The sequence below is a fragment of the Bdellovibrio sp. SKB1291214 genome, from assembly GCF_002209355.2.
Taxonomy (GTDB): Bacteria; Bdellovibrionota; Bdellovibrionia; order Bdellovibrionales; family Bdellovibrionaceae; genus Bdellovibrio.
The window spans coordinates 1,548,097-1,572,598 of record NZ_CP106855.1 but is presented as its reverse complement, the minus strand read 5'-3'; the positions used below and the strand labels follow the sequence as shown (position 1 = coordinate 1,572,598).

The 24,502-nt window shown below is 42.7% G+C and carries 19 protein-coding genes, 1 tRNA gene and 1 pseudogene; 11 read left to right on the top strand and 10 right to left on the bottom strand.

The window, feature by feature from the left end:
* Positions 1 to 5: 5 nt before the first annotated feature.
* From B9G69_RS07830 to B9G69_RS07820, 3 genes are all read left to right on the top strand, one after another.
* Positions 6 to 314 carry a hypothetical protein gene (locus tag B9G69_RS07830; protein WP_088616076.1) on the top strand — a complete coding sequence of 103 codons (309 nt, stop codon included), beginning with the start codon at positions 6 to 8 and terminating at the stop codon, positions 312 to 314.
* A gap of 17 nt (positions 315 to 331) precedes the next feature.
* A complete protein-coding gene (serS, locus tag B9G69_RS07825; protein WP_088616077.1) occupies positions 332 to 1,624 on the top strand; it encodes a serine--tRNA ligase in 1,293 nt (430 codons plus the stop codon).
* 99 nt (positions 1,625 to 1,723) lie between these two features.
* A tRNA-Ser gene (locus tag B9G69_RS07820) sits at positions 1,724 to 1,813 on the top strand.
* Between the two features lie 108 nt (positions 1,814 to 1,921).
* Here B9G69_RS07820 and B9G69_RS07815 read toward each other — a convergent pair.
* The gene (locus B9G69_RS07815; RefSeq protein WP_088616078.1) at positions 1,922 to 2,473 is read right to left on the bottom strand and encodes a hypothetical protein; all 552 of its coding nucleotides are present in this window, start codon (positions 2,471 to 2,473) and stop codon (positions 1,922 to 1,924) included.
* Between the two features lie 92 nt (positions 2,474 to 2,565).
* On the opposite strand from B9G69_RS07815, the gene B9G69_RS07810 reads away from it, so the two are divergent.
* Entirely contained in the window at positions 2,566 to 3,204 is a 639-nt protein-coding gene (locus B9G69_RS07810) for a DedA family protein (protein WP_088616079.1), read from the top strand.
* Here the strand turns inward: B9G69_RS07810 and B9G69_RS07805 are convergent.
* Both B9G69_RS07805 and B9G69_RS07800 read right to left on the bottom strand, forming a co-directional pair.
* Entirely contained in the window at positions 3,201 to 5,141 is a 1,941-nt protein-coding gene (locus tag B9G69_RS07805) for an adenylate cyclase (protein WP_254917088.1), read from the bottom strand. The genes B9G69_RS07810 and B9G69_RS07805 overlap by 4 nt on opposite strands.
* 131 nt (positions 5,142 to 5,272) lie before the next feature.
* Complete coding sequence (locus B9G69_RS07800) at positions 5,273 to 7,213, bottom strand: hypothetical protein (protein ID WP_088616080.1); 1,941 nt, start codon at positions 7,211 to 7,213, stop codon at positions 5,273 to 5,275.
* 141 nt (positions 7,214 to 7,354) lie between these two features.
* On the opposite strand from B9G69_RS07800, the gene B9G69_RS07795 reads away from it, so the two are divergent.
* From B9G69_RS07795 to B9G69_RS07775, 5 genes are all read left to right on the top strand, one after another.
* Positions 7,355 to 8,506: a hypothetical protein gene (locus tag B9G69_RS07795; RefSeq protein WP_141096942.1), complete on the top strand. Its 1,152-nt coding sequence runs from the start codon at positions 7,355 to 7,357 to the stop codon at positions 8,504 to 8,506.
* Positions 8,507 to 8,566: 60 nt separating this feature from the next.
* Positions 8,567 to 10,603 carry a hypothetical protein gene (locus tag B9G69_RS07790; RefSeq protein WP_088616082.1) on the top strand — a complete coding sequence of 679 codons (2,037 nt, stop codon included), beginning with the start codon at positions 8,567 to 8,569 and terminating at the stop codon, positions 10,601 to 10,603.
* Positions 10,604 to 10,712: 109 nt separating this feature from the next.
* The gene (queF, locus tag B9G69_RS07785) at positions 10,713 to 11,222 is read left to right on the top strand and encodes a preQ(1) synthase (RefSeq protein WP_088616083.1); all 510 of its coding nucleotides are present in this window, start codon (positions 10,713 to 10,715) and stop codon (positions 11,220 to 11,222) included.
* 8 nt (positions 11,223 to 11,230) lie between these two features.
* Positions 11,231 to 13,576 carry a phosphoenolpyruvate carboxylase gene (locus tag B9G69_RS07780; RefSeq protein WP_088616084.1) on the top strand — a complete coding sequence of 782 codons (2,346 nt, stop codon included), beginning with the start codon at positions 11,231 to 11,233 and terminating at the stop codon, positions 13,574 to 13,576.
* A 134-nt stretch (positions 13,577 to 13,710) separates the two neighbouring features.
* The gene (locus tag B9G69_RS07775; RefSeq protein ID WP_088616085.1) at positions 13,711 to 14,448 is read left to right on the top strand and encodes a hypothetical protein; all 738 of its coding nucleotides are present in this window, start codon (positions 13,711 to 13,713) and stop codon (positions 14,446 to 14,448) included.
* Here the strand turns inward: B9G69_RS07775 and B9G69_RS07770 are convergent.
* The 6 genes and pseudogenes from B9G69_RS07770 to B9G69_RS18190 all read right to left on the bottom strand — a co-directional run.
* The gene (locus tag B9G69_RS07770; protein WP_088616086.1) at positions 14,416 to 15,474 is read right to left on the bottom strand and encodes a hypothetical protein; all 1,059 of its coding nucleotides are present in this window, start codon (positions 15,472 to 15,474) and stop codon (positions 14,416 to 14,418) included. The two genes, B9G69_RS07775 and B9G69_RS07770, sit on opposite strands and share 33 nt — an antisense overlap.
* Positions 15,471 to 16,994 (bottom strand): spermidine synthase, encoded by a 1,524-nt coding sequence (locus B9G69_RS07765; RefSeq protein ID WP_088616087.1) that lies wholly within the window; start codon positions 16,992 to 16,994, stop codon positions 15,471 to 15,473. Before B9G69_RS07765 ends, B9G69_RS07770 begins: the two co-directional genes overlap by 4 nt.
* Positions 16,976 to 17,671 (bottom strand): hypothetical protein, encoded by a 696-nt coding sequence (locus B9G69_RS07760; protein ID WP_088616088.1) that lies wholly within the window; start codon positions 17,669 to 17,671, stop codon positions 16,976 to 16,978. The genes B9G69_RS07765 and B9G69_RS07760 overlap by 19 nt, the downstream gene beginning before the upstream one ends.
* Entirely contained in the window at positions 17,672 to 18,436 is a 765-nt protein-coding gene (locus B9G69_RS07755; RefSeq protein WP_088616089.1) for a hypothetical protein, read from the bottom strand.
* Between the two features lie 10 nt (positions 18,437 to 18,446).
* The gene (locus tag B9G69_RS07750; RefSeq protein WP_254916935.1) at positions 18,447 to 19,295 is read right to left on the bottom strand and encodes a hypothetical protein; all 849 of its coding nucleotides are present in this window, start codon (positions 19,293 to 19,295) and stop codon (positions 18,447 to 18,449) included.
* A gap of 48 nt (positions 19,296 to 19,343) precedes the next feature.
* Positions 19,344 to 19,472: pseudogene (locus B9G69_RS18190) on the bottom strand (hypothetical protein); the annotation flags it as partial.
* Here B9G69_RS18190 and B9G69_RS07745 point away from each other — a divergent pair.
* Both B9G69_RS07745 and B9G69_RS07740 read left to right on the top strand, forming a co-directional pair.
* Positions 19,443 to 22,406, top strand: coding sequence for a type II secretion system protein (locus B9G69_RS07745; RefSeq protein WP_265438023.1), 2,964 nt, complete (start codon positions 19,443 to 19,445; stop codon positions 22,404 to 22,406). The pseudogene B9G69_RS18190 and the gene B9G69_RS07745 sit on opposite strands and share 30 nt — an antisense overlap.
* Positions 22,390 to 23,439, top strand: a complete 1,050-nt coding sequence (locus tag B9G69_RS07740; RefSeq protein ID WP_176400971.1) for a hypothetical protein — start codon at positions 22,390 to 22,392, stop codon at positions 23,437 to 23,439. Before B9G69_RS07745 ends, B9G69_RS07740 begins: the two co-directional genes overlap by 17 nt.
* A 2-nt stretch (positions 23,440 to 23,441) precedes the next feature.
* On the opposite strand, the gene B9G69_RS07735 is transcribed toward B9G69_RS07740, so the two are convergent.
* The gene (locus B9G69_RS07735) at positions 23,442 to 24,341 is read right to left on the bottom strand and encodes a chemotaxis protein CheX (protein ID WP_088616093.1); all 900 of its coding nucleotides are present in this window, start codon (positions 24,339 to 24,341) and stop codon (positions 23,442 to 23,444) included.
* Between the last annotated feature and the right edge of the window lie 161 nt (positions 24,342 to 24,502).

Below are 24,502 nucleotides of genomic sequence, written 5' to 3'. Positions count from 1 at the left end.
CCACCATGGGAATCGGCGATAAGCTAAGTAGTTTTTCAAACAATGTTCAAGAAGGCGCAAAATCTACGGCGATGACGATCATGCACATCACACTGCGTTTGATCACAGGTCTTCTTGTGGGTGGGACGTTGGCGTTGATCGGTCAGGAATTGATCGGTTACGGAACTTTCGCTCTGATTTTTGCGACGGTTGTAGTTGTTGCAGTTATCATGAAACTCCTCTCTCAATGGAGTTTTGCCCAAATCTTAATTTTTGATTTGATCGTCGTCCTTGTCGGGATGCTTTTAAGAATGTATATACTGGTCGCACCTTAACCGAGGACTTCTGAACAATGATCGATATTAAACTTCTAGAGAAAAAAGCTGAAAACGGCGCTTCTTATTACGATGATTATAAGCAAGCATTGATCAATCGCGGTGGTACACCTGAAATTCTTGATCAGATCATGGAGCTTAATAAAAAGCGTAAGGAAATGATCGCTCAAGCGGAGACTGCAAAAGCCAATCAAAACAAATTGAGTGGTGAGATTGGTAAACTAAAACGCGAAGGCAAAGACGCTTCATCGCTTTTGGCGGAAGTTGATACTCTTAAAGGTTCCGTAAAAGATCTTGAAGCAAAAGCTGCTGAAGCTGATTTGCAGGTTACTAATTTGGCTCTTGTGATGCCAAACAAACCTCACTCGTCTGTTCCGGTGGGGAGCTCAGAGAAAGAAAATAAAATTCTTAAAACTTGGGGTGAAGCTCCAAAGTTTTCTTTCCAAGCTAAAGAGCACTGGGAACTTGGTGAAAAGTTAAACATCATCGATTTCGAACGTGCCGGTAAAACTACGGGCACTCGCTTTGCTTTCTTGAAGGGCGCGGCGGCTCAGCTTGAGCGTTCATTGATTCAATTCATGATGGATTTGCACTCTACTCGTCATGGTTATACTGAAATGATTCCACCATTCATGGTGAATTCAAACAGTCTGACAGGTACTGGTAACTTCCCGAAATTTAAAGAAGACGTTTTTCATTTGGAAGGCTCTGATCTTTATTTGATTCCTACGGCTGAAGTTCCTGTGACGAACTACTATAATAACGAAATCTTGGATGAAAAGGATCTTCCGCAAAGCTTCTGTGCTTACTCCCCTTGCTTCCGTTCTGAAGCAGGCAGTGCCGGTCGTGATACGAAGGGTTTGATTCGTCAGCATCAGTTCGACAAGGTTGAGTTGATGACGTTCTGTCATCCAGATAAGTCTTACGAAATTCACGAGGCTTTGACGTCTCATGCAGAGCAAGTTTTGATCGACCTTGAGCTTCCATTCCGCCGCATGCTTTTGTGTACGGGCGATATGGGCTTTGGATCTGCGAAAACTCATGACCTTGAGGTATGGCTTCCTGGTCAAAATGCTTTCCGTGAGATCAGCTCGTGCTCGAACTTTGAGGACTTCCAAGCTCGCCGTGCGAATATCCGTTTCCGTTCAGCTGGTGGGAAGCCTCAGTTCGTACACACATTGAACGGTTCTGCCTTGGCGGTAGGACGTACTTTGGTGGCGATTCTTGAGAACTATCAACGCGAAGACGGCTCCATCGCGGTTCCGAAGGCTCTTCAGAACTATATGGGTGGAAAAACAGAGATTAAATAGTGTTCTTAGGGCCACACTTCCTGGGGTGGCTCTAAATATGCTGTGCGTCATTACAACAACCGCTTGATAACTCACGTCAAAACCCATAGAACGGTCGACGGAGAGTTGGTAGAGTGGTTGAATACACCAGTCTTGAAAACTGGCAGCCCTTCGCGGGGCTCGAGGGTTCGAATCCCTCACTCTCCGCCATCTGTTTGCTGGTCAGCCTAGCTGAATGCAGACGCAAAAAACGAAAAAGCGATCCTTAGTGATCGCTTTTTTTATTTCTAGGCCTATTTAATTTTAAATATCAACAAACTACGGGTTCTTATTCATCGTACAGAAGATCTTTGTACTTTGCGGACCAAAGCCACCATATGTGATGTAATAGATCGTTTTGGTCTGTGGATCTTGGCGCATGTAATAGACAACTGCGGGCGCACCTTCAGATGTCAGCATCTCGACTCTTGAGGCATTGCTGCCCTCTTTGATACGAGCGTTCTTTCTGGCATAATCAGTGGCCTCTTGGCGACCTTTCGTTAGGTCCCAATTTGCATAGGGATTCTGTGGATAGAAGTATGCAAAGTTTGAAGAGAAATAAGTCGTCCCGTCTTCAAGTTGATCAATCATTAACGCAGCAAAGTGTTCATGATCTGGATTCAAATCACCCAAGTGATAGCAACCACCGCTGTAGACTGCGGGCTCAAGGCTTACAGCATGAGGAGTGTTGTTGAAGCCAGATAGTATCGATTTCATAACTTTTGTGCATTTCAAACTATCGCAAGCGTCTTCGGGAAGTTCGGGAATAGACGGAGCCGCGTAGGAAGCTAATGACCACAGTGCAGTAAGGATAATAATCAGTTGTTTCATTGAGTTGTCCCCTCTTACTAAAAGCATAGATTTTCTTTGGGGACCGTCAATGGGTTTGTTATGCTCGCTGGGAATTTATAAAGGAAACCTCAATGGCACATCTTATAGATATTATTTTGCATCTTGATCAGCACCTTGTTCAATGGATGGCTTACTTCGGGCCGTGGATCTATGTGATCATGTTCCTAGTCATTTTCTGTGAAACGGGATTGGTCGTTACGCCCTTCTTGCCAGGTGATTCGTTGCTATTTGCTTTAGGTGCTCTCACGACGGTTGAGGGTGGCTTGAACCTATGGATTCTTTTAAGTTCTTTGACGATTGCTGGGATTTTGGGAGACACGGTTAACTATCATATTGGGAAGTACCTAGGACCGAAGGTCTTTGAAATCGACAGTCGCTTTTTTAAGAAACAGTACCTGATCGACACTCAAAATTTTTATGAAAAATGGGGAGCTTTCACAATCGTGGCGGCCCGCTTTGCGCCCATCGTAAGAACTTTTGCTCCGTTCGTGGCTGGTATCGGAAGTATGAAATATAAAAAGTTCATTTCCTATAATGTGATAGGTGCGATCCTTTGGGTCTTTATCTTTATTCTCGCAGGACATTTCTTTGGAAATTTACCGATCGTAAAAAGAAACTTCCACATCGTGATTTTTGGTGTGATTGGGGTTTCGTTGATCCCAGTTATCTGGCCAATGATTTCTTCTAGACTAAAAAAGAAAGCTGCCTAAGCAGCTTTCTTGAGAAGTTTTTTAAGATCCGTGTTCGTTTCATAGAACACGGGATCTGCAGACTTATAGTGCTCAGCCAGATTTTTTACCACAAAGCTGCCGCTTGCACGGAAGAGTGGATTTTTTGATTCCAAGAATTCATGCAGTTTTTTAGCCAATTCATTATCAAAATTTTGTCTGCCAGTTACTAGCAAAGCATCCGCGGATACGCGATTATGGCTTGCGTAGATATACTGGCGAAGAAAGCTAACGTCTCTCGCAAGATCACCCAATACGATAATCGTATTGGCTTGGGTGCGTGGGTCTTTGTGTTCTAGACATTTTTCTAAGATGGCCAACAAAGAGCTTTCCACGAAAGCATGTGGAACTAAATTCGAAGCAAGCGATACAACAGACGCTAAGACTTTGTCAGAGAGGTCTTTCTGCTTATTTAATTTGTAAGCTGTTTCCACAAGCTTTTCAAAACCCGCCACTTGTTGTAGGCTAGTTTGATTTATTTTAAAAGTTTTAAGAACAGAGAAAACGCGGAAGAAACTGATTTCGTCTTTTTCTTGCAGTGCTTTTTCAAGGAAGCGATAGATGCTGATTAAATCGCTGTCACTGCGATAGTATGTAAGCTTCTCAAGCTGATGGCGCCCCAAAAGACGATCTATTGAAGAGAACTCAGTAACTTTGCACAATGTCGCAGGAGTTGAGAAACCCTTAAGCATTGTGCTTTTCGTTTCGGCGATCGTGCAAAGATCACTTACTGACGGAGTCGCTTCGCTATAGAAAGTAATCGAGCTGTTAGCTTTGTCATCTACTTGGCTCAAAAGACGTGCGGATTCGATCAATGGTAAACCTGAAAGTCCATAGCCTGAATCTTGCGGCACAAAACGAATCTTACCGATGACGAAAGAGCCCTTTACTTTAAAGTAGTGATCAGCACCCGATGGCAAATGATCTTCGATGTCTTGGGCGATTTCAAAAATGGCACGCAAGCATGCCAGAGACATTGCTTGAGAGTTAACGCCTTGGCACTCTTTAACGTGGAATACGATTTCATCCCCCACGTATTGGTAAATAAGACCATCATAGCGTTCGATGATTTCGCGAGAGCGGATGAAGTACTGATTCATCATGTCGCTTACATATTCATCTTTTTTATCCAAGAAGATCTGTGTGTAGCCATTCAGATCGACACGTACCATCGAAGTTTGGAATGCGTACGGAGCTTTTCTGCCAGATTTAAGTTCATGCATAATCGCGGGAGTTAAAGTCTCGGTGTAAACTTTGTTTTCGTAGGCTAAAGTTCTTTGTGTTGCCTCGTACGTTTGCGCCGCGTGGAGAAGTGTTGCGCCTTCTTTAGAAAGAGAGCGGATCTTGCCCATTTTTTCGCGGTCTCTAGAAGACAGAATTTTAGTTAGATCAATGATGTCTTTAAGGAACAACCATACAATTAATGACAGGAACGTCGTCACTGAAACAAGGTCACGCAGGATCATACCTTTGTAGTCCCATGCTGTTTGCATGATGATGCGGGCTTTGTTTTGGAAGACTCCCACGGTCAGGCGATAATCCATGATCTTGATGGTGCGGAAAGCGATATTCTTTGTGGCTAGAATTTGATTAAAGACTTTATAGTCGGCGTTAATGCTTTCAACGTCGCCATTGTTGTTGTGAAAGCTAACAACATCACTTCCTTTTTGTAGGATATAGAAGTGGATCAAATTCAGCTCGCGGGCTTTATCTAAATTTGCTTTTACTAAATCAGAGTTGTCAGAGACGAGAGCGGAGATTTGACTGTCCTCAACAAAAGTCATTTGTGCGTGTTTTGTTTCAATCACTTGCTCGGTCATCTCAGCAACGTTGAAATAAAATTGAGTCGCAGTGATGCCCACGTAGCAAACCCAAAAGCTTGCGACGATTAAAAGCACCATTGATTTGTTGCGTTTCACTTTAGACAACAAAAGTTCTCTCCTTGAAGATACCGACTACAATTTGTTTATCGGGTCATTAAGGAAACAACTTAAGTGCTTGTTTTCTCGAGATTTCTTTTTTTGGAACAAATGTGAGGGAACGGTATGGTCTAGCGCTGACGGATGAAGCGGCTGCCATCATCTAAATATATGAGGGCACCTCGGCTTGCTCCCCAGCGGTTTCCGTTCACATCAATGACAGTAATTTGATTGTCAGAAAGTTTCGTTTGAAAGCCAGGATCCTTGAGTTTACGCCTAGTTAGCGTGTAATCACTATCCACCAGCGAGCTCATCAATTCACGGCGTTCGGCGGGAGATCCCTTGTTACCCGTGGATGCCGGACCTCGGCTGGCCGTGTTTGCAGAACGACCCTTTTGAGTATTTCTCGATGAAGCAGATCCTCCGCCACCACCACCGACAGAACTTGTATCCATACTTAGTGATGCGGAGCCTGTGGATCCGCCGACCGCTACATTGCCACCACCATCAACTGCGCCGCCTCGTCTGCTGCCGGCTCCTCCAATTTCATTAGATACAGAGGCCGGTCCACGGGAGTTCGAATTTTCGGATTGTGATGATGCGGTAGATGGTGTTTCAACTTGGTACGATCGTTGTAAGGATCGGGTGTTTGAACCAGATCTTTCGTTTCGACCATTTTGATTTTTAGTCAGATCAATTTCTTCGGCGATGAATTCGTCTTTGCCAACGCCGCCACCCGATGACGAGTCTGACTGATACCTTCCGTATCGTGATTGATAACGACCTCTTGATGATGAGCTGCCGCCCACTTCTGAGGAAGACGACCCTGAGGATGTATCCGCCAACGCCGGAGTATTTGAAGCGCCCATTACTTGGTTGGCCATTCTAAATACAGGTGCACTTTCTTGTACGCTATCGCGAAGTGCTTGCTCTTTCCCAGCAGGGGACTTGTCGATTTTTGCGACGGTAAGCTTTTCAGCAGACGGAACAACTGATTCGGCATTAGCTATTTCGGATTTCATATCGACGTCTGCACCCAAACTCTCGGTGGCACTCGCAATCTCTCTTTTTGTTTTTTTTGACGCGCTGATGGCCCTTCCAGATTTTGTGGACTTTGTATTCGCACTTTCTTGGGAAGCATAATCATCAACACTTTTTTGCACTGCCTGATTTGTTATGACTGCAATATTATTTGCCCCCATCTTATCCCAGTCCTCGCTTAGGCATAGTTTTAGGATAAAATTGTTTGTTTGATCAGACTTTATTCCCGATGTGTGAAGGATTTCGTGTAGGAACAAAGAGACCATGGCTTCCGGTTCGATTACTGGATCCTGTTTTTCTGATGGAATAAGGAATTTAATCCTTCCGTCCTCTGTAGCTTCCCCAGCGACATTGTTTTGGTCGGTCAATTGACAAGAGTAGATATCTTTTGAATCCCCGTTGGAAATTTTTTCGACAGTCAATTTGAATTTCGCTGAAACTAGGTTCAGGTCAATATCATTAACTTTCTTCACTTTCTCAAGACAGCTAGCTATTTTACCCGTGTTAGAACTGAGAAGATCTCCCATAAGTCCCAGGTTCTCAGCAAAAACTGGATACTTATTTATGTTGCAGCTCTTGGGCGCTGAGTTTACCTCTGGTCGTGCGATGATAGCGGCGATATCCTGATTCAAAGAGGATACCTTGCTTTGCAAAGAGGAGCTTAACCCTTTTTCGTCGCAGATTTCTTCGTCGGGAGTTCCATGCATAATCTGCATTGGTCTATCCTCGCGACTTGTAAGAAGAAGCTTTCCGTTTATGCTTTCAAACTTCTTGATTAAAACACGGTTTCCTATGAACTTAGTGATTTCTAGCGCCTGAAGAGCTTTCATTTTATATATTAAATGAATTTGAATATCGGCCTTTTTAAGAAACCATTCGTCGATTGATCCGTCGAGATCTTTATCAATGCGGATATCATCGTAACTTTTATAGCTAAGAATTCTTTGAGTAACGGAAGTGTGTCGTGGATTCAAAATCACGCCATCAAGGGCAGCTGCACTCGAGATACTATAAGTTAGAATTAGAGCCATTAAAGCTATTGAATACGTGGTTCGCATCAATTAGCTTAATCGGCGAAAAATTAGGGATAGTTTAGACGGATAGGCCCCACTTTGGTCTTGAATTTTGAGATGTATGTATCAACGAATCAATAAATTTAAGACGATTGAAGCATGAGAACTTTGTTTCTGACCCTTCTAATAATGACTCCTTTTTATAGCGAAGCCCAAACTGCCATGAAGCTACATGAATGGGCCGTGCCAGTTAAGTTAGAGGATTTAAAATCGGCCAAGGAGAATGCAGAGATCGAGAAAAAATTCACGCCGCCCGTTACAAGTCAAGACTCTCTGGGTATTTGCTATGCCTCGGCTGCGGCGACGGTGATCAATTATGAAATGTGTAAACTTGGCAAAATTGAAGATTGTAAATCTGCTCCTGAATCCAAAAGAATCTCCTCTTTGGGAATAGCACGTTACAGTTCTGACGCAGATGCCGGCAAGCTTAAGCAGATTGATAAGAACTATAGTAAATTGGATGTTGAGAGCTTAAGAGCAAATGGTAATACCATTTTGAATGTTGCGACTCAAAGAGTAATCAAACTTCCAACGGAACAGTGTTCCTCTTTAGATAGAGTACTGTCTAAAAATCCCGTTCTTTCGAACACGGAAGTAAAAGGGGCTCAGGCCGCTCTATGGGAAAGCTTGAAGAGTGACTACGACAATTATCGTAAGGCCATTGCGGATAAATGTGACGAGTGTGCATCCAAGTATTATGAGTCAGCGAAGGAAACGGTAAGTAAGAATTTAAAGATCGAAGAAGATCAAAAAGTTGATCCTAAACTGAAAAACGACTCTGTGAGGGTGCTTCAGGCCTTTCAAAGGGATACTTATGCCGGCGCCCTGAATGCTCTTCTATATCCTGAAGAATGTAGTAAATCGGCTATTCCATTTACTGGTTATGGCAAGACAGACGTTGAATCTTTTCCGTCCGATCCGGCGGGTGTTACGTCGGCTCAACTGTTAGATGAAATAAAGAAAGTGTTGCAAAAAAAACAGCCTGTACTTCTCGAAGATATATGTGTTGCTGATTGCGATAGTAAGGATCCAAAAAACCCTCCAAAAACTCACGCGGTTGTTGTGGCAGGATACAGAAAAATCTGTTCAAAGAAAGATCCTTCTAAATGCAGAACGGTTCTTAAGGTGATCAATAGCTATGGAGCCTCATGGCAAAAAGCTAATAGTGATGGTTGGCTTGAGTCGGAGCCTCTTTTAGGCTCAGTAAAAATTAGTAACGCTTCCATGAGCTGGCTTTCGCCTAAGCCATAAGTCGAGTCTAGGCAAGAATCAGGACTCCAATCTAGTTTGCGAATTGGAGAGAATAGAGGGATGAAGTACTTTTCATTCCTCTTTTTATTTTTGTCGCTCACGCTTTTCACTTCTTGCGCTACTCAAGAAAAACAGATTCCGCGAGACATTGCGTCGCTTCAGTCTTCGGGGGCTATGGAGGGGATTTGGTTTTTACAAGGAACTAGTTCTACTCGTGGGCCTTATAATGGCGAGCTTGAGTTAAGAAAATCTAGTGATGGCACCTATGATGCTATACGCATCGTCACTTACATTAATTATTTTTACGATGGTCTGAAAGTTCAAGAGGTTTGGACTGGAAAAGCCGTCGCCGCTGGTGACACGTTGGTGATGAGTTATGATTTGCGCCAAGGGGATTTCATTACGAAGCTTGGCACGGATCAAAGAAACTCATCTGATTTCACAAATCCAATTACCGTTGTAACTCGCTTTATTGCGACTGATAAGGGACTTGCCTCTCAGTTTTCGGATAAAAAATTTTCCAATTATACAGAGTGGATCACGACTCGTCGTAATTTAGAAGCAAAGCCGTTGTGGATAAACCTGCGAACAAACGTTGATGCTCGTGGGCCGGATGTTCCTTGGGCTGTTCAAAAAGTTATCAATATCTTCAAAAGAGATATCGGCTACGGCAAAGATCCCTACGTTCAATCATTTAAGAATCGAAAAGAATTTAAAGAAGAGCGCCCGTTCATCGTTTTTGACCCAACGGACTACAACTTTTATCAAGCAAATAAAGATATCATCAGGGTCGTCAATAAAATCACAGACAATATCAGCATCACAGAGGCATCAGTAAAAAGGAACGCGTACTCTCCGACTTTGAAAGAAAAAGCCGCGAGCTATGATAAGAATACAGTCACTCACCACATTAATGAAATCGGTATGGTTTCTAAAGCTGACGTGGATGCGAACGGTAAATTGATCGCGTATCGTTATGATGGTGACTCTGCATTGTGGACAGGAATGTACATTGGCTCGCAGGCGATGCGCTACATGAATACCAAAGATCCGGAAGCCCTTGCGAATGTTAGAAAATCTTTAAGAGCGATGTTTATTTTGATGGATATCACCGAGGACCCAGCAGAGTTTGCGCGTACGCTTATGCCATATCGTCCGGGCGAGCCGATTCCAAACAAGTGGCATCAAGGTAAAGGTATTTATTCAAACATGTTGTGGCTTGAAGGCGGTAACAACGACATGTTTAAAGGTCTGACTCATTCGATGATGTGGGCAAGCATGGTGATTCCCGAAAATGATCAGGAGATTTGGTCTCACCTTCGTGACAAGTCTCGTCGTCTGCTAAAATTAAGAATCTATGATGAGAAGTCACAAAACCAGGCTCCAAGCTTGGGTTTGGCAGCTCTTATCAACAAAGATGAAAAACTAAGAGATAAGTATCAAAATGCTTACACGAAACTTCGTTGGAAACCATCGAGCTATAGTATGGATACGACATTCTATTGGCATGGAAGTGCTGATTGGAGTGGCGTGAACCTTGGCCTCGTGGGTGATATTACCGATATTATGATTGCTCAGCGATTGGGTGAAACAAAAATTCGCGATCGTCTGCGCGAACGTTTAATGGATTCTTGGGTGACATACAGTCCGGCTCAACGTCATTTACTGACGATGGTAGCTTTTGGCTTTGCATATTCTCAAGGAACACGTGGGGATAATTTCCGAAAAGAAAGCAGCGAAATCAAGTTCATGTCGGCTTTGAATAATGCCGCTTGGGGTATTAGGGAGATTCCGTACCCTCGCCCTAACTTAGATGTTTCGATCGATCATTCACAAAGACCGGATTGGTGTATTTCTCCGATTCCACGTCTGTTCTGGAAGTCATTAAAGAGCCCCCAACCGTCTAATGAATACTTCTATCAGGGTCTTTATAACTACCCTGTATTCGAACATCAGGCATTTACCTCTAACTTCGTTTGGAAGGACACGGCCTTTGGTTACAAGGATAGCCACGGCCGCGGTTCTGAGAACGCCGGTGTGGATTACCTTTATGCTTACTGGTTGGCTAAGTATGTAGGCGTTCCGAACGTGGATTAAGTCGCCTCGTGTGTGGATAACCCTGTTAGGAGTGTGGATAAGACCCCACCACTAGAGTTTTTTCAAGAAAGATTGAATTTCGGCCCATAGGGGGATAGAAAACCCCCCTATGAAAAAGACTGGCAGAGACGCAAAAGAACTGAAAAATTTCGCCCTAGGCGAAGCACAAACAACTTATTCTCAAACATATTCTCCTGAAGTATTGGAAGCTTTTGATAATAAGAATCCGGGTAAAATTGCTTGGACGACTTTTATCTGCACAGAGTTCACTTCACTTTGTCCAAAAACAGGTCAGCCAGATTTTGCTAAAGTATTTATCAACTACATCGCTGATAAAAAAATGGTCGAATCAAAATCTTTGAAATTATATTTGTTCAGTTTCCGTAATCACGGAGATTTTCATGAAGATTGTATTCAGACAATTTGCGACGACTTAGTAAAACTAATGAAACCTAAGTATATCGAAGTTGTGGGTGAGTTTACTCCACGCGGAGGTATTGCGATCTTCCCTTATGCGAGCTACGCTTGTAAGGACAGGTTCTATCAAGACTTGTGGAAAAAACGTCTGAGTGAGTTCGCTCCAGGCAAGTACGGCATGGAGTTGAGCAAGCTCTACTAAGAGGGCATATGACAAAGAATCTTCCCCAGGAACTTACGAAACTTGTTGATTGGTCAGTAACGGAATTGGGGAAGGTGATTGAGTTTGAAACCGGTAAATCGGGATTCAAGCGTATCGAAAAAATTCGCCGTTATATCAAATCACCTGCGGGCCAAAAAATAGAGGGACTTAAAAGTCTTCAAGCCGAACTCGCGAATTTATCTGAAAAAGAACAGTATCAAATTGCCCATGCCTTTGCGCTCATGCTTGAAATTATTAATTCCTGCGAGGCGGCCTATCGAACTTATAGATTGAAAATTGAAGACCGTGACATTGAATCTGCCACCCATACCTACGGTCGAATTATTCAAGTTCTAACAGCGCACCCGACAGAATCCCGTAATCCCGATGTCCTATATTATTTTAAAAAAATTCAAAACTTGCTGATTCGCCGATTGGAAAAAGAATCGGACCTTGATGAAGCAGAGTTGAATATATTGTTAAAGTGGGCTTGGAATATCCCGATGTCCAAACAGCGTAAGCCCTCAGTTATGGATGAGGCAGAATATATCTATAATCTTTCGTTACAAGATGACATCATCGAGCTTTTCATCAAACAAAGACTGAAAAAGCATCCATACTACATCAGAACATGGGTCGGTGGAGACAAGGACGGACATCCTGGTGTTGATGATAAGACAATGTTGCAAAGCTTGAACATGTCCCGGCGTATTCTGGTAAATTGGCTGGCGAAAAATTTTAAGGAGTATCAAAAAGATTTAGAGCCTTTGATGCGCGTCAAGCATTTTGATGAAAAAAGCGCGCTTAATCTAAAAAAGCAAACCTCCAAAATTTATAACAGCCTTCATTCTCTTAGCAAAATCCAAAGTCGCGATTCAAATAAACTGCATTTTTTGAAGCAGGCGATTGCTGCCTTAGCAACAGAGCAAAGAAAATGTTTTGGGGTGGATTCACCGGATCTAATTAGAATTCAAACTTTTCTAAAATCATTCCCAGGATTGGTTGTTCCCTTGGAGCTGCGGGAGGATAGCACACTTGTGCATGAGGCTGTGGATAATCCATCTAGGTTGATGAATATATCTAGAATGATGAAAGCACTTTCAAGAATTTCACCCGAGCATGATCCGAAATTTTACGTCAGAGGTTTTGTACTTAGTAATTGTGAATCAGTAAAAGATATCGAAGCGGGAATGGCTTTAACTAAAAGATACTTAGGGGATTATCGTCTGCCCGTGGTGCCTTTGTTTGAAAGTGCCCATTCTCTGGAGAATGGAAAAGCTATCATTACCGAATTCCTAAAAAATCCATCTCGTAAATCGGTTGTCTTAAAAAAGTGGTCTAAAAAATTAGAGGTGATGCTTGGGTACTCTGATTCATCAAAAGAGAATGGATCCTTTGCCTCTAGATATTTAATTAAAACTGCGATTGGTGAAATTGAAAAGGTGATAAGTCGTCATGGGATTACTCCGATCTTCTTTCATGGCTCGGGCGGAAGTATTGAGCGCGGTGGTGGTTCGGTTCAGGAGCAAACGGATTGGTGGCCACTGTCGGCATTAGAAGCTGTTAAGGTCACGGTACAGGGAGAAATGATTTATCGAAGCTTTACCTCACCTGCGATTCTCGAAAGGCAACTCGAAAGATTCATGAGCGCACGAGATCTTCAAAAACGAGGAGCCAGAAAAAAATCCTCTGCGTTGACGGATAAAGCTTTGAAAAGAATGGCTCATGCCACTAAAGCAAAATATCAAGAGACTTTGCAGCAACCTGAGTTTTTAGAGATGATTGAAGCTGCAACTCCCTATTCTTATCTCAAAGATTTGCGAATGGGATCACGTCCTGCGAAACGTCAGGGCCCGGTTCAGTTAAAAAGTCTGCGAGCTATCCCCTGGGTTCTATGTTGGACTCAAACCAGAACGTTGTTTCCAACATGGTGGGGGGTCGGAAGTTTCTGGAGGTCCTTAACGAGTTCCGAAAAAGGCATTTATAAAAAGGCGATGATCGAATCTCCCGTTTTTAGTACTTATATAAAAGCCGTGGGATTTACTCTTGAGAAAATGGACCTAAATATTTTCGCTCTGTATCTGGCCAATTCAAAACTTCCTCAGTCAGAACAAGAAAAATATCATCAAGATTTTTTGCGTGAATTCAACGAATGTAAAAAAGCAATTCGTGAAATCACGGGGCAAAAGAACTTATTGTGGTATCGGCCTTGGTTGGGAAAAAGCATTTCTTTACGCTCCCCTCTTATCCACCCATTGAATGTTTTGCAGCTAATTGCCCTTAAAGAAAAGAATTTGCTGTTATTAAGGGAAACGGTAACCGGGGTAGCCAGCGGGATGCTGACGACGGGCTGAGTGCCCGTTAGGGCCTGATGTCTATAGATTTAACACCCCCATCGGGGTCCAATCGAATAGGTTTCATTAGAGTGAGGTCTGCTTCTTGAACATACGTTCGTGAATTCAAACGTTTACGAACCAAGGACCTAAATATGATCAAGTTCTCACTTCCTGGCATGCTGACTGTAACCCTCCTTCTTGCGGCTCAATCGTCTTTTGCAGGTCTGAATTTATCCCAAGTTAAACAATGTATTTCGAATGAAATGGATTTGGTCCGCGTGGTCCACCCTCTAAAAGCAGAGTATTTACGTTTAGAGCGTGAAGGTTCTGTCGCAGAATTGATTTCGATGATGAAGGAAGATTCGGAAGAGATTGATTCAATGTCAGCAACGGAACTTAACGGATCACAAATGGCTGCATTGACGAAAGAGCTTGGACAATTAAAGTCTGTTCTTGATGATGCGAACTCGTGTGCAGATGCTCGTAAAGCAATGCTTGATTTTGCAACTGTCTATGAAAAAAAACCGCTTCTTTCCATGAATGTTTTCTTTGAGCCTCAGGATCACTCTGCCGCTGAGCTTAATGAATGGAATTCTGAAGCAAAAGAGCAGCTAAAGCTTGCAGGATATACCAAGGCATTGTCCTCGATCTCTGCCAATGGCCAACCAGCTTTGACTATTTTACTTGTTTCAGGTGAAACGACTTCGGTGCTGAATGAACAATTCGTTCTAGAGCGCGATACGACGATGAGATCGGCACTGAAAGCCGTCGTCGGTGACGATGCACCTGCTCAAGTTTTAGAAATGAGACTGGCAGAAAAAATGCGTAAAGAAAGCCTTAAGCGCTTAACAGACCTTTTAAATTCCGCGAGCCAATTTGTTGCTCGCTAATTTAGCCTGAACGACCAGGGATCGAGCGATCAGTTCGGTCCCGATCAAAATACCTAGCCACGTTATGTCCATTAATAAAGGCTGTGTTCTGAAGGTTTGGGACCACTCCGCCGCCAACGGTACTATAAGCAGCTGAATAAAATAACAAAGTCCAAAGTACTTATTCCACGCCAGGTCAGAAATCCATCGCACCCATTTAAATTTGGATAGGTACTCATTCACGGAGTTCTTGCACGCAAGACGAATCCATATGAAGACGACCAAAAAGCGGCTCCAGAAAAACCATAGGGATCCGGAAAACACATAGTAATAGAACCCCGTTGTTGAAATAGAAATGTCGGGATTAAATGGAAATGCCACGATCAACATCGTGGCCAACGTCAACAGCGCAGGGATTTCAAATTTAAAGCCTTTAAATACCCACGAGTCCTGCGGCATAGATCTTAGAAGTCTGCCTATGCAAAACCCTAAAGTTGGAATTGCCAACCAAGGCAATAAGCCCCACCCGATGGTGGTATCGATATCCAGATCACCTATCATAATCTGAGCGAGGGACGAAGATAAATGCGGTTTCAGAGTTTGATACTGCTCAATAGGAATCAAAAGACTGACGAGGCAGATCAGTGATACGGAAAACAAGATATTGCGATTCTTCGGCAGTATCTGAACAAATAGTAAACTGAATAACAGATAAGCGTATAGATTCCAGTTCCATGTCTGCACATCAAAACCTGCTTGGTCATGAATTATCATTCCAACAAGACCAATAAAAACTAAAAGGTACCTACGCCAGTTGAATTTCGTAGCTGAATATCCAATGAGGAAAAATGATACCAGCGCAAGTATTAAGCCTGAGTACCCCCAATAGTCCAAAAAGAAAGGAGTCAGTAAACCAAATACAGACTCGGTCGCTTTAAAGATCATTTTATTTTCGCCAAATGAGGATTCCCACATGTGATAGAACGAAACCACGATGATCGCGCAGGTGCGCAGCAGATCAAGGGCATAGAACCTTTGATTTTTCATTCCCACATCCTTGGTAGCTGTGGCTTAAACAAGGAATTTACAAGCTGCTTATCAACCGGCGGAAGTTGGATAATTTTATAATCATCCTTGAATGATTTTGCTTTCTTATCCGAAGCATACACAAAGCTTTCTGCTTTTTCATAAGCAATGACATTTGAGAATGGAACTGCGGCAAGCGTGGAATTGATAATGGCGGCGCTTTCATTTGTCGGAAAATCAAAAACGATAAATCCGTCGGGACTGAGTCGATTCTTGATAATTCGATAGAATTCAACGCTATATAATTTTGAAAGCTCGATGCTGTAAGGATAAGGAAAATCCAGATAGATGGCATCCCAAGTTCTTTTGCTTTGACGAAGAAAATGAAAGGCATCATCAGTGATAAGCTCCACGTGACTATTTTCTAAGGACCTTTCGTTCAAGGAAGCCCATCTAGCATCTTCTTTAGCAATTTTTAGAATGAGTGGGTCAAGCTCAACCATGGTGATTTCGGTATCAGATGGTAGAGTCTTTAAAATGTCCCGCAATAAGAGCCCGTCGCCCGCTCCTAAGATTAAAATTTTCTTTGGTGTTTGTCCAGATAGCTGAAGTGAGCCCCGCAAGAATGACTCGTGATAAGACTTTTCATAGCGCGAGTCGAATTGAAATTGTCCGTTTAACCAAAGACTGAAAAATGGACCGTCTTCGTCTTGGCCATCCACAATATCAATGGCTTGATAGGTGCTTAAGTGCCTGGTGACGTTGATTTGCCTTTTTATTTCGGAAAAATACTCTGTGATATCCTTTTTGTTTGTTACAGATTTTGGATAATTTCCGTAGTAACGAATACGCAAAGATAATTGTTGCAATGGCTCTTGCACGAATGCGTAGAGCATCACCATTAATATTCCCGTCCCTACTAGTTTTAAGTATGTTGCTGATCGTTGAGACTGAGTTGTTAAGTAGACACAGATCGATCCGCTAAGGAGGGCAATTAAAATAGCAGTTCCATATATCTCAAGCTTTGGAATAAGTACTAGCGGAACAAGAATGGATGCTACCAGTGCACCGAAGTAACTAAATGCGAGAATGTGATTTAGATGCTTTTGATTTTCTTTGTCTTCCCGCAATCGGAATAATAGCGGCGTTTCAAATCCGGTCAAATATCCCAACAACATGGAAATTGTCCCCGTGATCAAAACAAAGATCATCATCAAAGGTCCCGGAGGAAGCTGAATTCCGTCAAAGTTGATAAGCTCTAGACTGGGAATAAAAAACAGATAAGTAACCATCATAGGTGCTACGGCACCTAATAACATCAATATCAATTCGATCTTTAAAAGCCCTACCAAGGGATCTTTTGCATCGGAAGATTTCTTGCTTCCAAGTCCAATACCGTAAATGAATAAAGCTGATGATAAACAGAATCCAATGATTTCTTCTTGAATAAAAACTGCAAAAGTTTTTGCCATCAGGCTTTGGTAAGCAAATCCACAAAAGGAAAGCGCCAACGACAAGAAGTTTAATTTACGATGATCCATCTTGTGATTTGCTCCTCGTAAATTAGTGAATGAGTGATAACAGACCAAGTGATAAGAATAAAAAGTATTGCTACCGCAGGAAATTCTAATTTCCTTAAAGATGTCTCGCGATATCCCCACGTCAATCCACAGATCAAAGTTAAAGCGATATTTGCCATTGCTAGGTATAAGTTCACCTGCAAAGAGCCGAATTGACGGTTTAAGAAAAAAGCGAATAAAAGACCGGCTAAAAACATTCCTGCATAATCGGCGAATAATGCTTTTTCGTCTTTATCCGTGGTGGAAGTTTTTTCTTCATCAAGAATTCTTAAAAGAAGTGGTAGCTCCATACCTGAAAAAAAACCAATAGCTGAGATTAGAGAATACGAAACCAGCGGTGCAATAGATTTAAAAGAGACGTCTGCGTAAACAAATAGAACAGGCGAAATAATTGCCAGAATCGCCAACAAAACTTCGATCCAAATAAATGACTTCTTGGCATTGATTTTTGTTGGGCTAGAATATGCACCGGCGCCCATGGCCGCGATATAAATCCCGGTGGTGACTGTGTATTGAAGAATAACATTTCCCCAAAGTACAGAAAGAATATTGGCTAAAACAAGCTCATAAGCATAACTGCAAAATGCGGTGAGAAAAATCAACACAAGAACAAAGTTAAAGCGAGCGGGGGCTTTCATTTAGTAACCTTGGGTGGTTTTTGCGGGAACAGCAAATATATAAGTCTGACGAATTAGCTCTTCGTTAGAGCAAGTGCTGCCGTTTTTCACACAAAAGGAAACCTTCAAGCACTGATAGGAGGCAGTTTCACAAGTGAGCTCATCAGGCTTATTCGGAAATCCTGTATTGATAGCAAAAGTATTTATAGGGGTTGCCGCAGGAATACTAGGCATGAAGGAATCTAAGGCAGCTTCGGCCGTCGGGAAGGATAGCTTTTTTAAAAGTTCATAAGTTGCCGCCTGGAATTTATGTATCCGATCCTCTTTATTCGTCGTTGTTTCGACAGCGACCATCCATTCATCATTTTTGATTTGGCTGACTTTTAAACTGCTTGCATCGATGCAAATATCCACACCGGCGTTAAGAGAACGTTTTGAACATAACCCTTTAGCATATTCCCAGCACAGTCGAATTTGCTTAGAGCCAGAGCCTATAGTCACTATTTTTCCTGGACAGCCATAATCATCATTGGCTGGAGTGCCCCCTGTCTGGGGAGGAGTATCTTGAAGATAGTTGGCTTTGTCGTAGGCGTTTTTTAAAGAAACAGCAAATGTTTCAATGGCGAGTTCAGAATCAAAAAATGCACGCGACTTATCATATGTTTTATTAAGCGTACCCATTTTTGTGACTGCGCCAATAATGATTACCCCAACAACAACGGCTACTGCAATGACGAGCATTGCTCCAGCAAAACCTTTGTTTGAATTGATAAATCGGCGATCCATAATTTATCTCCTAATTTCTTTTTAGCTGCCCAACAGGGTAGTTAGGTTTTAAGAAATAAATTAAGTCATAAGGTCTAGAATAAAATTGTTTCTTTTGATAACGGCTGGCCACTGGTTGATCAGTTGTTTTCACCATTTGTGTCGAAGAAAACCCAAGAATATTGTTTCTAAAGGTCACGCGCACGATTCGTTCGACATCCTTGTACGGACTTGTCGTCGCACACTCTGGAAGAGTCATGGCACTTGGGGGACACCATGTATAGTCCCTACGGCTATTCTCCTGAGGTAAGTACTCGCGAACCGTGATTTTGAAAGTCACGGCGGAAAGACGTCTGGTAGTAGTCCACAGGGTGGGCTCTAAAGGCTTATTTTGTTCAAAGTTACTGTAAGCCGGTTCGGCAACCTGAAAATCAACGATTGATCCATACCACAAATCATCAAGTGACGGAGATGTGGTGACGTTACCCGCTGCCAACGAGCGGCCGAGATCAATGTATAAGACACCAAATGTTTTAGCTGTGGGTCTTTGAAAGTATATTCCCGTAGGCAAAAAACGATCACCGATGCTTGGAACAGTTGAATATTGACTGGAAAGTGTGTCTCGTAGAAAGATAGCAACCGTATCAATAGGAGCAGCAGATGCTGTTGCAGAGAAATCTTTCAAAGCTGAATAGCTTGTTCTAACGTATCCTCTGTTTGCAGCTATACCGGTGAGGCTAGTGCTATTTAGATTTTCGTCGATTCTGTCTTCGACATTAATTCCCTGTGACGAAAAGTATTTCAAATAAAAAGAGATTTCGTTCAAAGCGGATTCAGATTGAATTCTATTGCTGAGTGCCTCGTTTTGATTCGAAGCCATGCTGATGAGTGCACCTACACCATACATAAGAACCGACCCGATCACGACTGAAAGCAGCAGTTCTACGAGGGAAAACCCTTGTTGCCCATTTCCCTCACTGTTAGAATTATGAAAGCATCTAGATTGGCTTTCTGTGGGGGATTTGAAATGTTTCGTAGAGACAGCTCTATTAATCATAAATGTGTTTCAGGCTTTTCAGCTCTGGAAATGATGGTTGCCATCGGGATTCTTGCCACTGTCTTTATTCTAGCAATGCCTTTCTTTACCCAACAAGGAAAAACTATTAAGCAGATGAGGACGTCTGCGAGCTGCCAAGCAGTTTTGGATACTGCGTTTTCTCGAATCAACTCATTAGGTTCTAGTTTAGATAGTTATCAACCAAAATTTAATAAATTGGTTTACACCAATAACGGTAAGGGTTTGGCGGGCTCTGCTGCTATGGGGTCACGTGTATTTCTACCCCCTGAGGCCGATACTATTACTGAAGCCTATAAAGACTTTGATGCCGCTTTTCGTGGTGAAAGAATTAAGACCTTTGATTTCCCCATTAAAAGCGAACTGTACTCTGTCAATGGTGGAAAAGTTGTCAAGGTTCCAGACGGTAACTCCACCAAGAACGTCAACATCGCAGCTGACGGAGTTACACTTTACACGCCTCTTTTGATCAAGGGGTCGATGGAATATTTAGCGACGAAATTCAATTTGCAAGATGGAGCAGTTTACTGCAATAAATTTGGAACTGCTTCGTTGTTATCAGATTTGGATAAACAAGCCGTCTCTAAACTGCTTCCGGGCGGACTCAAAGATCTGAACCTAGCAATGAAAATCAATCGCTATGATCTTGCATCAGGAAATCAGAGTACGGCTTGCGGAAGATTCTGGCCAAGACCTCGTAACGGTGGACGGTCGAATGTCACGTATGAACCGCAATTTGGTTACTCGCCAACGACAAGACAGATCATCGGGATATTTCCTAGCTGGATGGACGATAAGGATGGTTTCCGCGTTACTTTAAAGGCGAGCTATACGAATGACAAAGGTCAGACAGAAACTTGTGAAGGTACTAAAGATTATTCCCTTCCTGAAGATAAGCAAAATGTCGTCGACTATTTCTATGACGTGAACTATGTGAAAACGTCTGCAGCCAACCCCGGAGTTATCGTCGATAATCCTAGCATGGTGAACGGAATGAAAGCCGGCACAGAATGTTTCCCTCCTGCTTCGGGGAAAAACAGCTGCCTTGGCCATCCGTTTGAAACAATTCTTACGAATCTGCAGCCGTATAATAGCAGTAATCCAAAATGGCCAGAAAATCGCGACAGACCGCTGTGCTCCCAAGTAGCTACAAATTCAATGGATCTAGTGATCACGTTTCGCGTGTACAATCTGCAAAAAGATGGTGGCGTGATACCAATGTGTATGGACACATCCTATCAGTGGTTTAAAAAATCGCCGACGAACTGGTGTCCCGGTTCGTATAACGGTGGTGCTGAAACCAGTTTTGATAAATCGTGGGACCCACGTTATACCGGATGGGTTCCTTGCGAGCAGATGCAGTTCTGTAACTCTCGCCCTGACACAGTTACCGTTATTCAAGACACTGCGACAAATTTTAAATTTCCCGGTCTTGGCGCTAAGCAGCCATACACTGAATACAAATATCTTTATAAAGGTATTAACGGCGATAAAAATAAATCGCGCATGTGGGGTTGCGAGATTAAATTTGGTGTTGCCTCTCTAGATCTGGCGGGAAATTTAAGTTACGTTCCGGCGCAGGATAAAATCATTGATAAATCGACACAGACTGCGGGTATTGGGGGGGATCTTCGTCCGCCTATAAAGGAAATCAATCCGCATGTTTATTTCAAACCTCCTCCTTGTTACACGTGTAACTGCAAACCTTGTAAAGGTGGTAAGGGTCTATTCGGGGGCTTGTTCAGCTGGGTGCTGTTTGCAGTTCTGGTTATCGTTTCTGCTGGCGCTGCATTTGCTGCAACACTATTGATTAGTGCAGCGGTTATTGCTGGTGCTACTGTTGGTATGATTTGTTATAACGGCGGTTTGGGTTGTGCCAGTGGTGGTGGTAAAAACTATGCTCCTGACACCTCGGGCGGTAAGTATCGGTCATGCAATGACAGTAACAATGGTTGTAAGTGCGGAAGCAAGTGTAACATCATCAGACCACCAAATCCAGGATGGTCCGATGTGTTGGATGATTCACTAGATGTCTCGCAGCTTGAAAAGAACTCCTGCATACCGAGCACTACTTTCTATGTTGATAATACACCTTATAGTAAGATTGGTAATATCATCCCGCAGTTTGGATACAAAACGCTCAATCCAAAAGGCAGTGCTAAACCTTATGATATAAATATGGATCAGAATGCCAAGGTCACCCCTGGTGATGAGCTCTTATACTCCGCATTTGATACTAGATCGAATCAATTCTGTTACGCGGCCGTTAGATGTGTAGCTGGAAAATTCCAAGCGATTAAAGAAAGTAGCGAGATTCCTGGAGACAATACTTTGTATCCGCTAATGGGTTGCTATCCAGTGAAGGTCGGTAAAAAGATCGCGTTTACTTCGACTGCGCCGGGAATTAAACAAGGCAGTGACGCTTGTCTTGAAGTTCAGTTTAATAAAGGACCTCAGAATCCAACGAACCTGAAACTGTGGAAATGGACGGATTATAATGAGCAGTGTAGTGTGACTAATGCTACCGGTGGCATTTCAACCAATCCAAATGTGGTTGGGGGAAGCTGTCCTACGTCGAACACCAAGGCAATATTCGGAGCTCAATTCAGTAGTTCAGGACCTGGATGCTCTACCGGAACGACAGATGCGACTGATTTAAATACCATAAATTTTGCTTGTAACTATACGAAGATTTACTGGGATACTTGCGCGAACAGTTCAAATTCAAAAAATGGCAATGCAAGCTGTCCTAAGTGGTGTTATGCCGAATGTAAGGTTCCTGAATATGTTCCGGAACATCCATGGTTAGATGCGCCTCGCAACGTTCAAAGATACTATGAAGATATGGGAGCTGGTGATAAGAATTTGCCGTTCTGTACAATGGATCGCACGTTGTTTGATGCAATCGAGAATTAATATGACTCTAAGGCCCTTATCTAGAATTTATGGTTTTGATATCCTCAGAATCGCCACAGTGATGGCGATTCTGTATTTTCACGTCTGGCAATATTCTTTTTTTCAAGATGTGATTTCCTTGCCTCCAGAAATATCGAATTATCACAACCTGACTGGTTGGGTCGGAGACATCTTTAAATACGGCGGTCTTTTCATAGTGGCGTTGAGCTTTTTTTTGATCGGGTTAAAAGAAAAGTCTCAACATAAAATGAGATTTTTTGTTTTAATTGCCGGCCTCGCTGCCTTGCAGATCTCTACTTCAGACACTCCGATGGATCCGACGTCATGGGACTGGGATGTTTATTCTTATTTAGTGCTTTCATATATCACTGTGTTGTTGATTCCTAGAAAGCCTGTTATTCGATGGCCTTTGGCTGCAGTGAGTGTTTTGATCTTGTCGATTCCTTATGAGCAGTACAGTGCGATTCTGAATATTCCTGAGGCGATTCAGTTTACGGGTTGGAATTTGATGCCGTGGTTGGCTTTGCCAATCTTGTTTCACTCTGCTGCCGTATTATGGCCGCAGCATTTTCCAAATCTTTTACAAGATATCAAAAAGTGGGAGTGGCCCGTTTGGTTTGTTTTAATTATTTTATTCCTACTGATCACTCCCGATTATGGTCCTTTTCCAGCGGGACCAGGTTTTGAAGCTTACGTATTTAAACAAAAGCCATTAATGTTTTGGAAGCACTTCATCGTGTTTATGTTTTTCATGCGTTTAAGTCTGACACCCATGGTGAATGGAGCGCTTGAAAGAATCCAAGGGATCAAGCAGTTTTCAAATATGGCTTGGAACAAGCACCTAGGTGTTTCTTATTTTATGCACCTGGCGTTTATCCCCATGGGAATTCACTTAATGGATTTCTGGGCTCAACATCCACGCGCATTTGACTGGTTTTGGTTATTTATCTTTATCAGTGTCGAAGCGATCGTAAGAGCGATGTTTGCTTTGCGTGTAACCTTAAGAGCAAAGGTCGTCGAACTTCTTCGATAAAATTATTTCGCAACTGGAACAGCGATAACCTTCAGATAAAAACGACCTTTGGTTGTTGAAAAAGGAATGGACATACCAGCAGAGCCGGCAGCACAAGCAATCACGCTGCCTGCACCCATCAAAACTTTTGGCACCGTTAATTGCACACCAAAATTTGTGATTTCCGATTTAGCATTACCAAAAATGATATTGTTGATCTCCCCGACGGCATCCTGATTTTCAGAATTCAATTCGGTCTGTTCTTCCATCAACATCGTTGAAACAACTTCTAAGTAACAAGCTTTATCAAAAGAGATCGCCAGATACCCTTGATAAGATTGCGATTTAATTTCTACAACGGAAGAGATCTCTCCCAACAAAGCATCGTGAGGAGATTTCGCTTCAGCTTTCCCCATACTGATGTTCTGAACACCAAATTGAGCAAATACGTTTAAAGTCGCCTTGATAATTGCATTGATGACTCGGACATCAACCGCATATTTCGCGGCAGAGGGTGGAGCAGATGCACCACTCGCTTCACTTTGATTAAGGCATTTCATCATCGCCTTAATCAGGTCCTCGGTGGTGACTGGTTTTTTCAATAACACTGATGAACGAAGAGTATCAGGCAAATCATGACTTTCACGTTGAGTGACCACGATCAAGTTCGCGTCCTGAGTATTTTTGTAAGTATGAAGACCGTAAACGAAGCCACCATCCATCAGGCGTGGAACTTCGGTATCAATAAGAACGACGTCGAACTTTTGATTCTCAGTTTTAATGGCAGCTTCGGCTCCATCTTTAGCTCGAACAACAACTGGAGAAATATCAGAATTGCGGAATTGCTCACCCAGGGGTTCTCGAACTAGATTCTCGAGTCCTGAGTTATTATCTACAATGAGGATGGTTTTTCTCGTCTTCATGTATTGAGTTCCGCTCAAGGTTTCTTGGTGTTTATGGTGAGGGAATTCATGAAGCTACCTGTTTCCCATATTATCTATCGGCTTCAAGTAAAACTACTTTAACAATCTGTAATTGAATCGCTTCATTCGCAAATTCTCTTATTGAGACACTGCAAATGGCC

Coding starts and splice junctions, on each gene's coding strand:
- B9G69_RS07830 (WP_088616076.1), top strand. CDS start 6: ATGGGAATCGGCGATAAGCTAAGTAGTTTTTCAAACAATGTTCAAGAA.
- serS (WP_088616077.1), top strand. CDS start 332: ATGATCGATATTAAACTTCTAGAGAAAAAAGCTGAAAACGGCGCTTCT.
- B9G69_RS07815 (WP_088616078.1), bottom strand. CDS start 2,473: ATGAAACAACTGATTATTATCCTTACTGCACTGTGGTCATTAGCTTCC.
- B9G69_RS07810 (WP_088616079.1), top strand. CDS start 2,566: ATGGCACATCTTATAGATATTATTTTGCATCTTGATCAGCACCTTGTT.
- B9G69_RS07800 (WP_088616080.1), bottom strand. CDS start 7,213: ATGGCTCTAATTCTAACTTATAGTATCTCGAGTGCAGCTGCCCTTGAT.
- B9G69_RS07795 (WP_141096942.1), top strand. CDS start 7,355: ATGAGAACTTTGTTTCTGACCCTTCTAATAATGACTCCTTTTTATAGC.
- B9G69_RS07790 (WP_088616082.1), top strand. CDS start 8,567: ATGAAGTACTTTTCATTCCTCTTTTTATTTTTGTCGCTCACGCTTTTC.
- queF (WP_088616083.1), top strand. CDS start 10,713: ATGAAAAAGACTGGCAGAGACGCAAAAGAACTGAAAAATTTCGCCCTA.
- B9G69_RS07780 (WP_088616084.1), top strand. CDS start 11,231: ATGACAAAGAATCTTCCCCAGGAACTTACGAAACTTGTTGATTGGTCA.
- B9G69_RS07775 (WP_088616085.1), top strand. CDS start 13,711: ATGATCAAGTTCTCACTTCCTGGCATGCTGACTGTAACCCTCCTTCTT.
- B9G69_RS07770 (WP_088616086.1), bottom strand. CDS start 15,474: ATGAAAAATCAAAGGTTCTATGCCCTTGATCTGCTGCGCACCTGCGCG.
- B9G69_RS07765 (WP_088616087.1), bottom strand. CDS start 16,994: ATGGATCATCGTAAATTAAACTTCTTGTCGTTGGCGCTTTCCTTTTGT.
- B9G69_RS07760 (WP_088616088.1), bottom strand. CDS start 17,671: ATGAAAGCCCCCGCTCGCTTTAACTTTGTTCTTGTGTTGATTTTTCTC.
- B9G69_RS07755 (WP_088616089.1), bottom strand. CDS start 18,436: ATGGATCGCCGATTTATCAATTCAAACAAAGGTTTTGCTGGAGCAATG.
- B9G69_RS07750 (WP_254916935.1), bottom strand. CDS start 19,295: ATGGCTTCGAATCAAAACGAGGCACTCAGCAATAGAATTCAATCTGAA.
- B9G69_RS07745 (WP_265438023.1), top strand. CDS start 19,443: ATGTTTCGTAGAGACAGCTCTATTAATCATAAATGTGTTTCAGGCTTT.
- B9G69_RS07740 (WP_176400971.1), top strand. CDS start 22,390: ATGCAATCGAGAATTAATATGACTCTAAGGCCCTTATCTAGAATTTAT.
- B9G69_RS07735 (WP_088616093.1), bottom strand. CDS start 24,341: ATGAAGACGAGAAAAACCATCCTCATTGTAGATAATAACTCAGGACTC.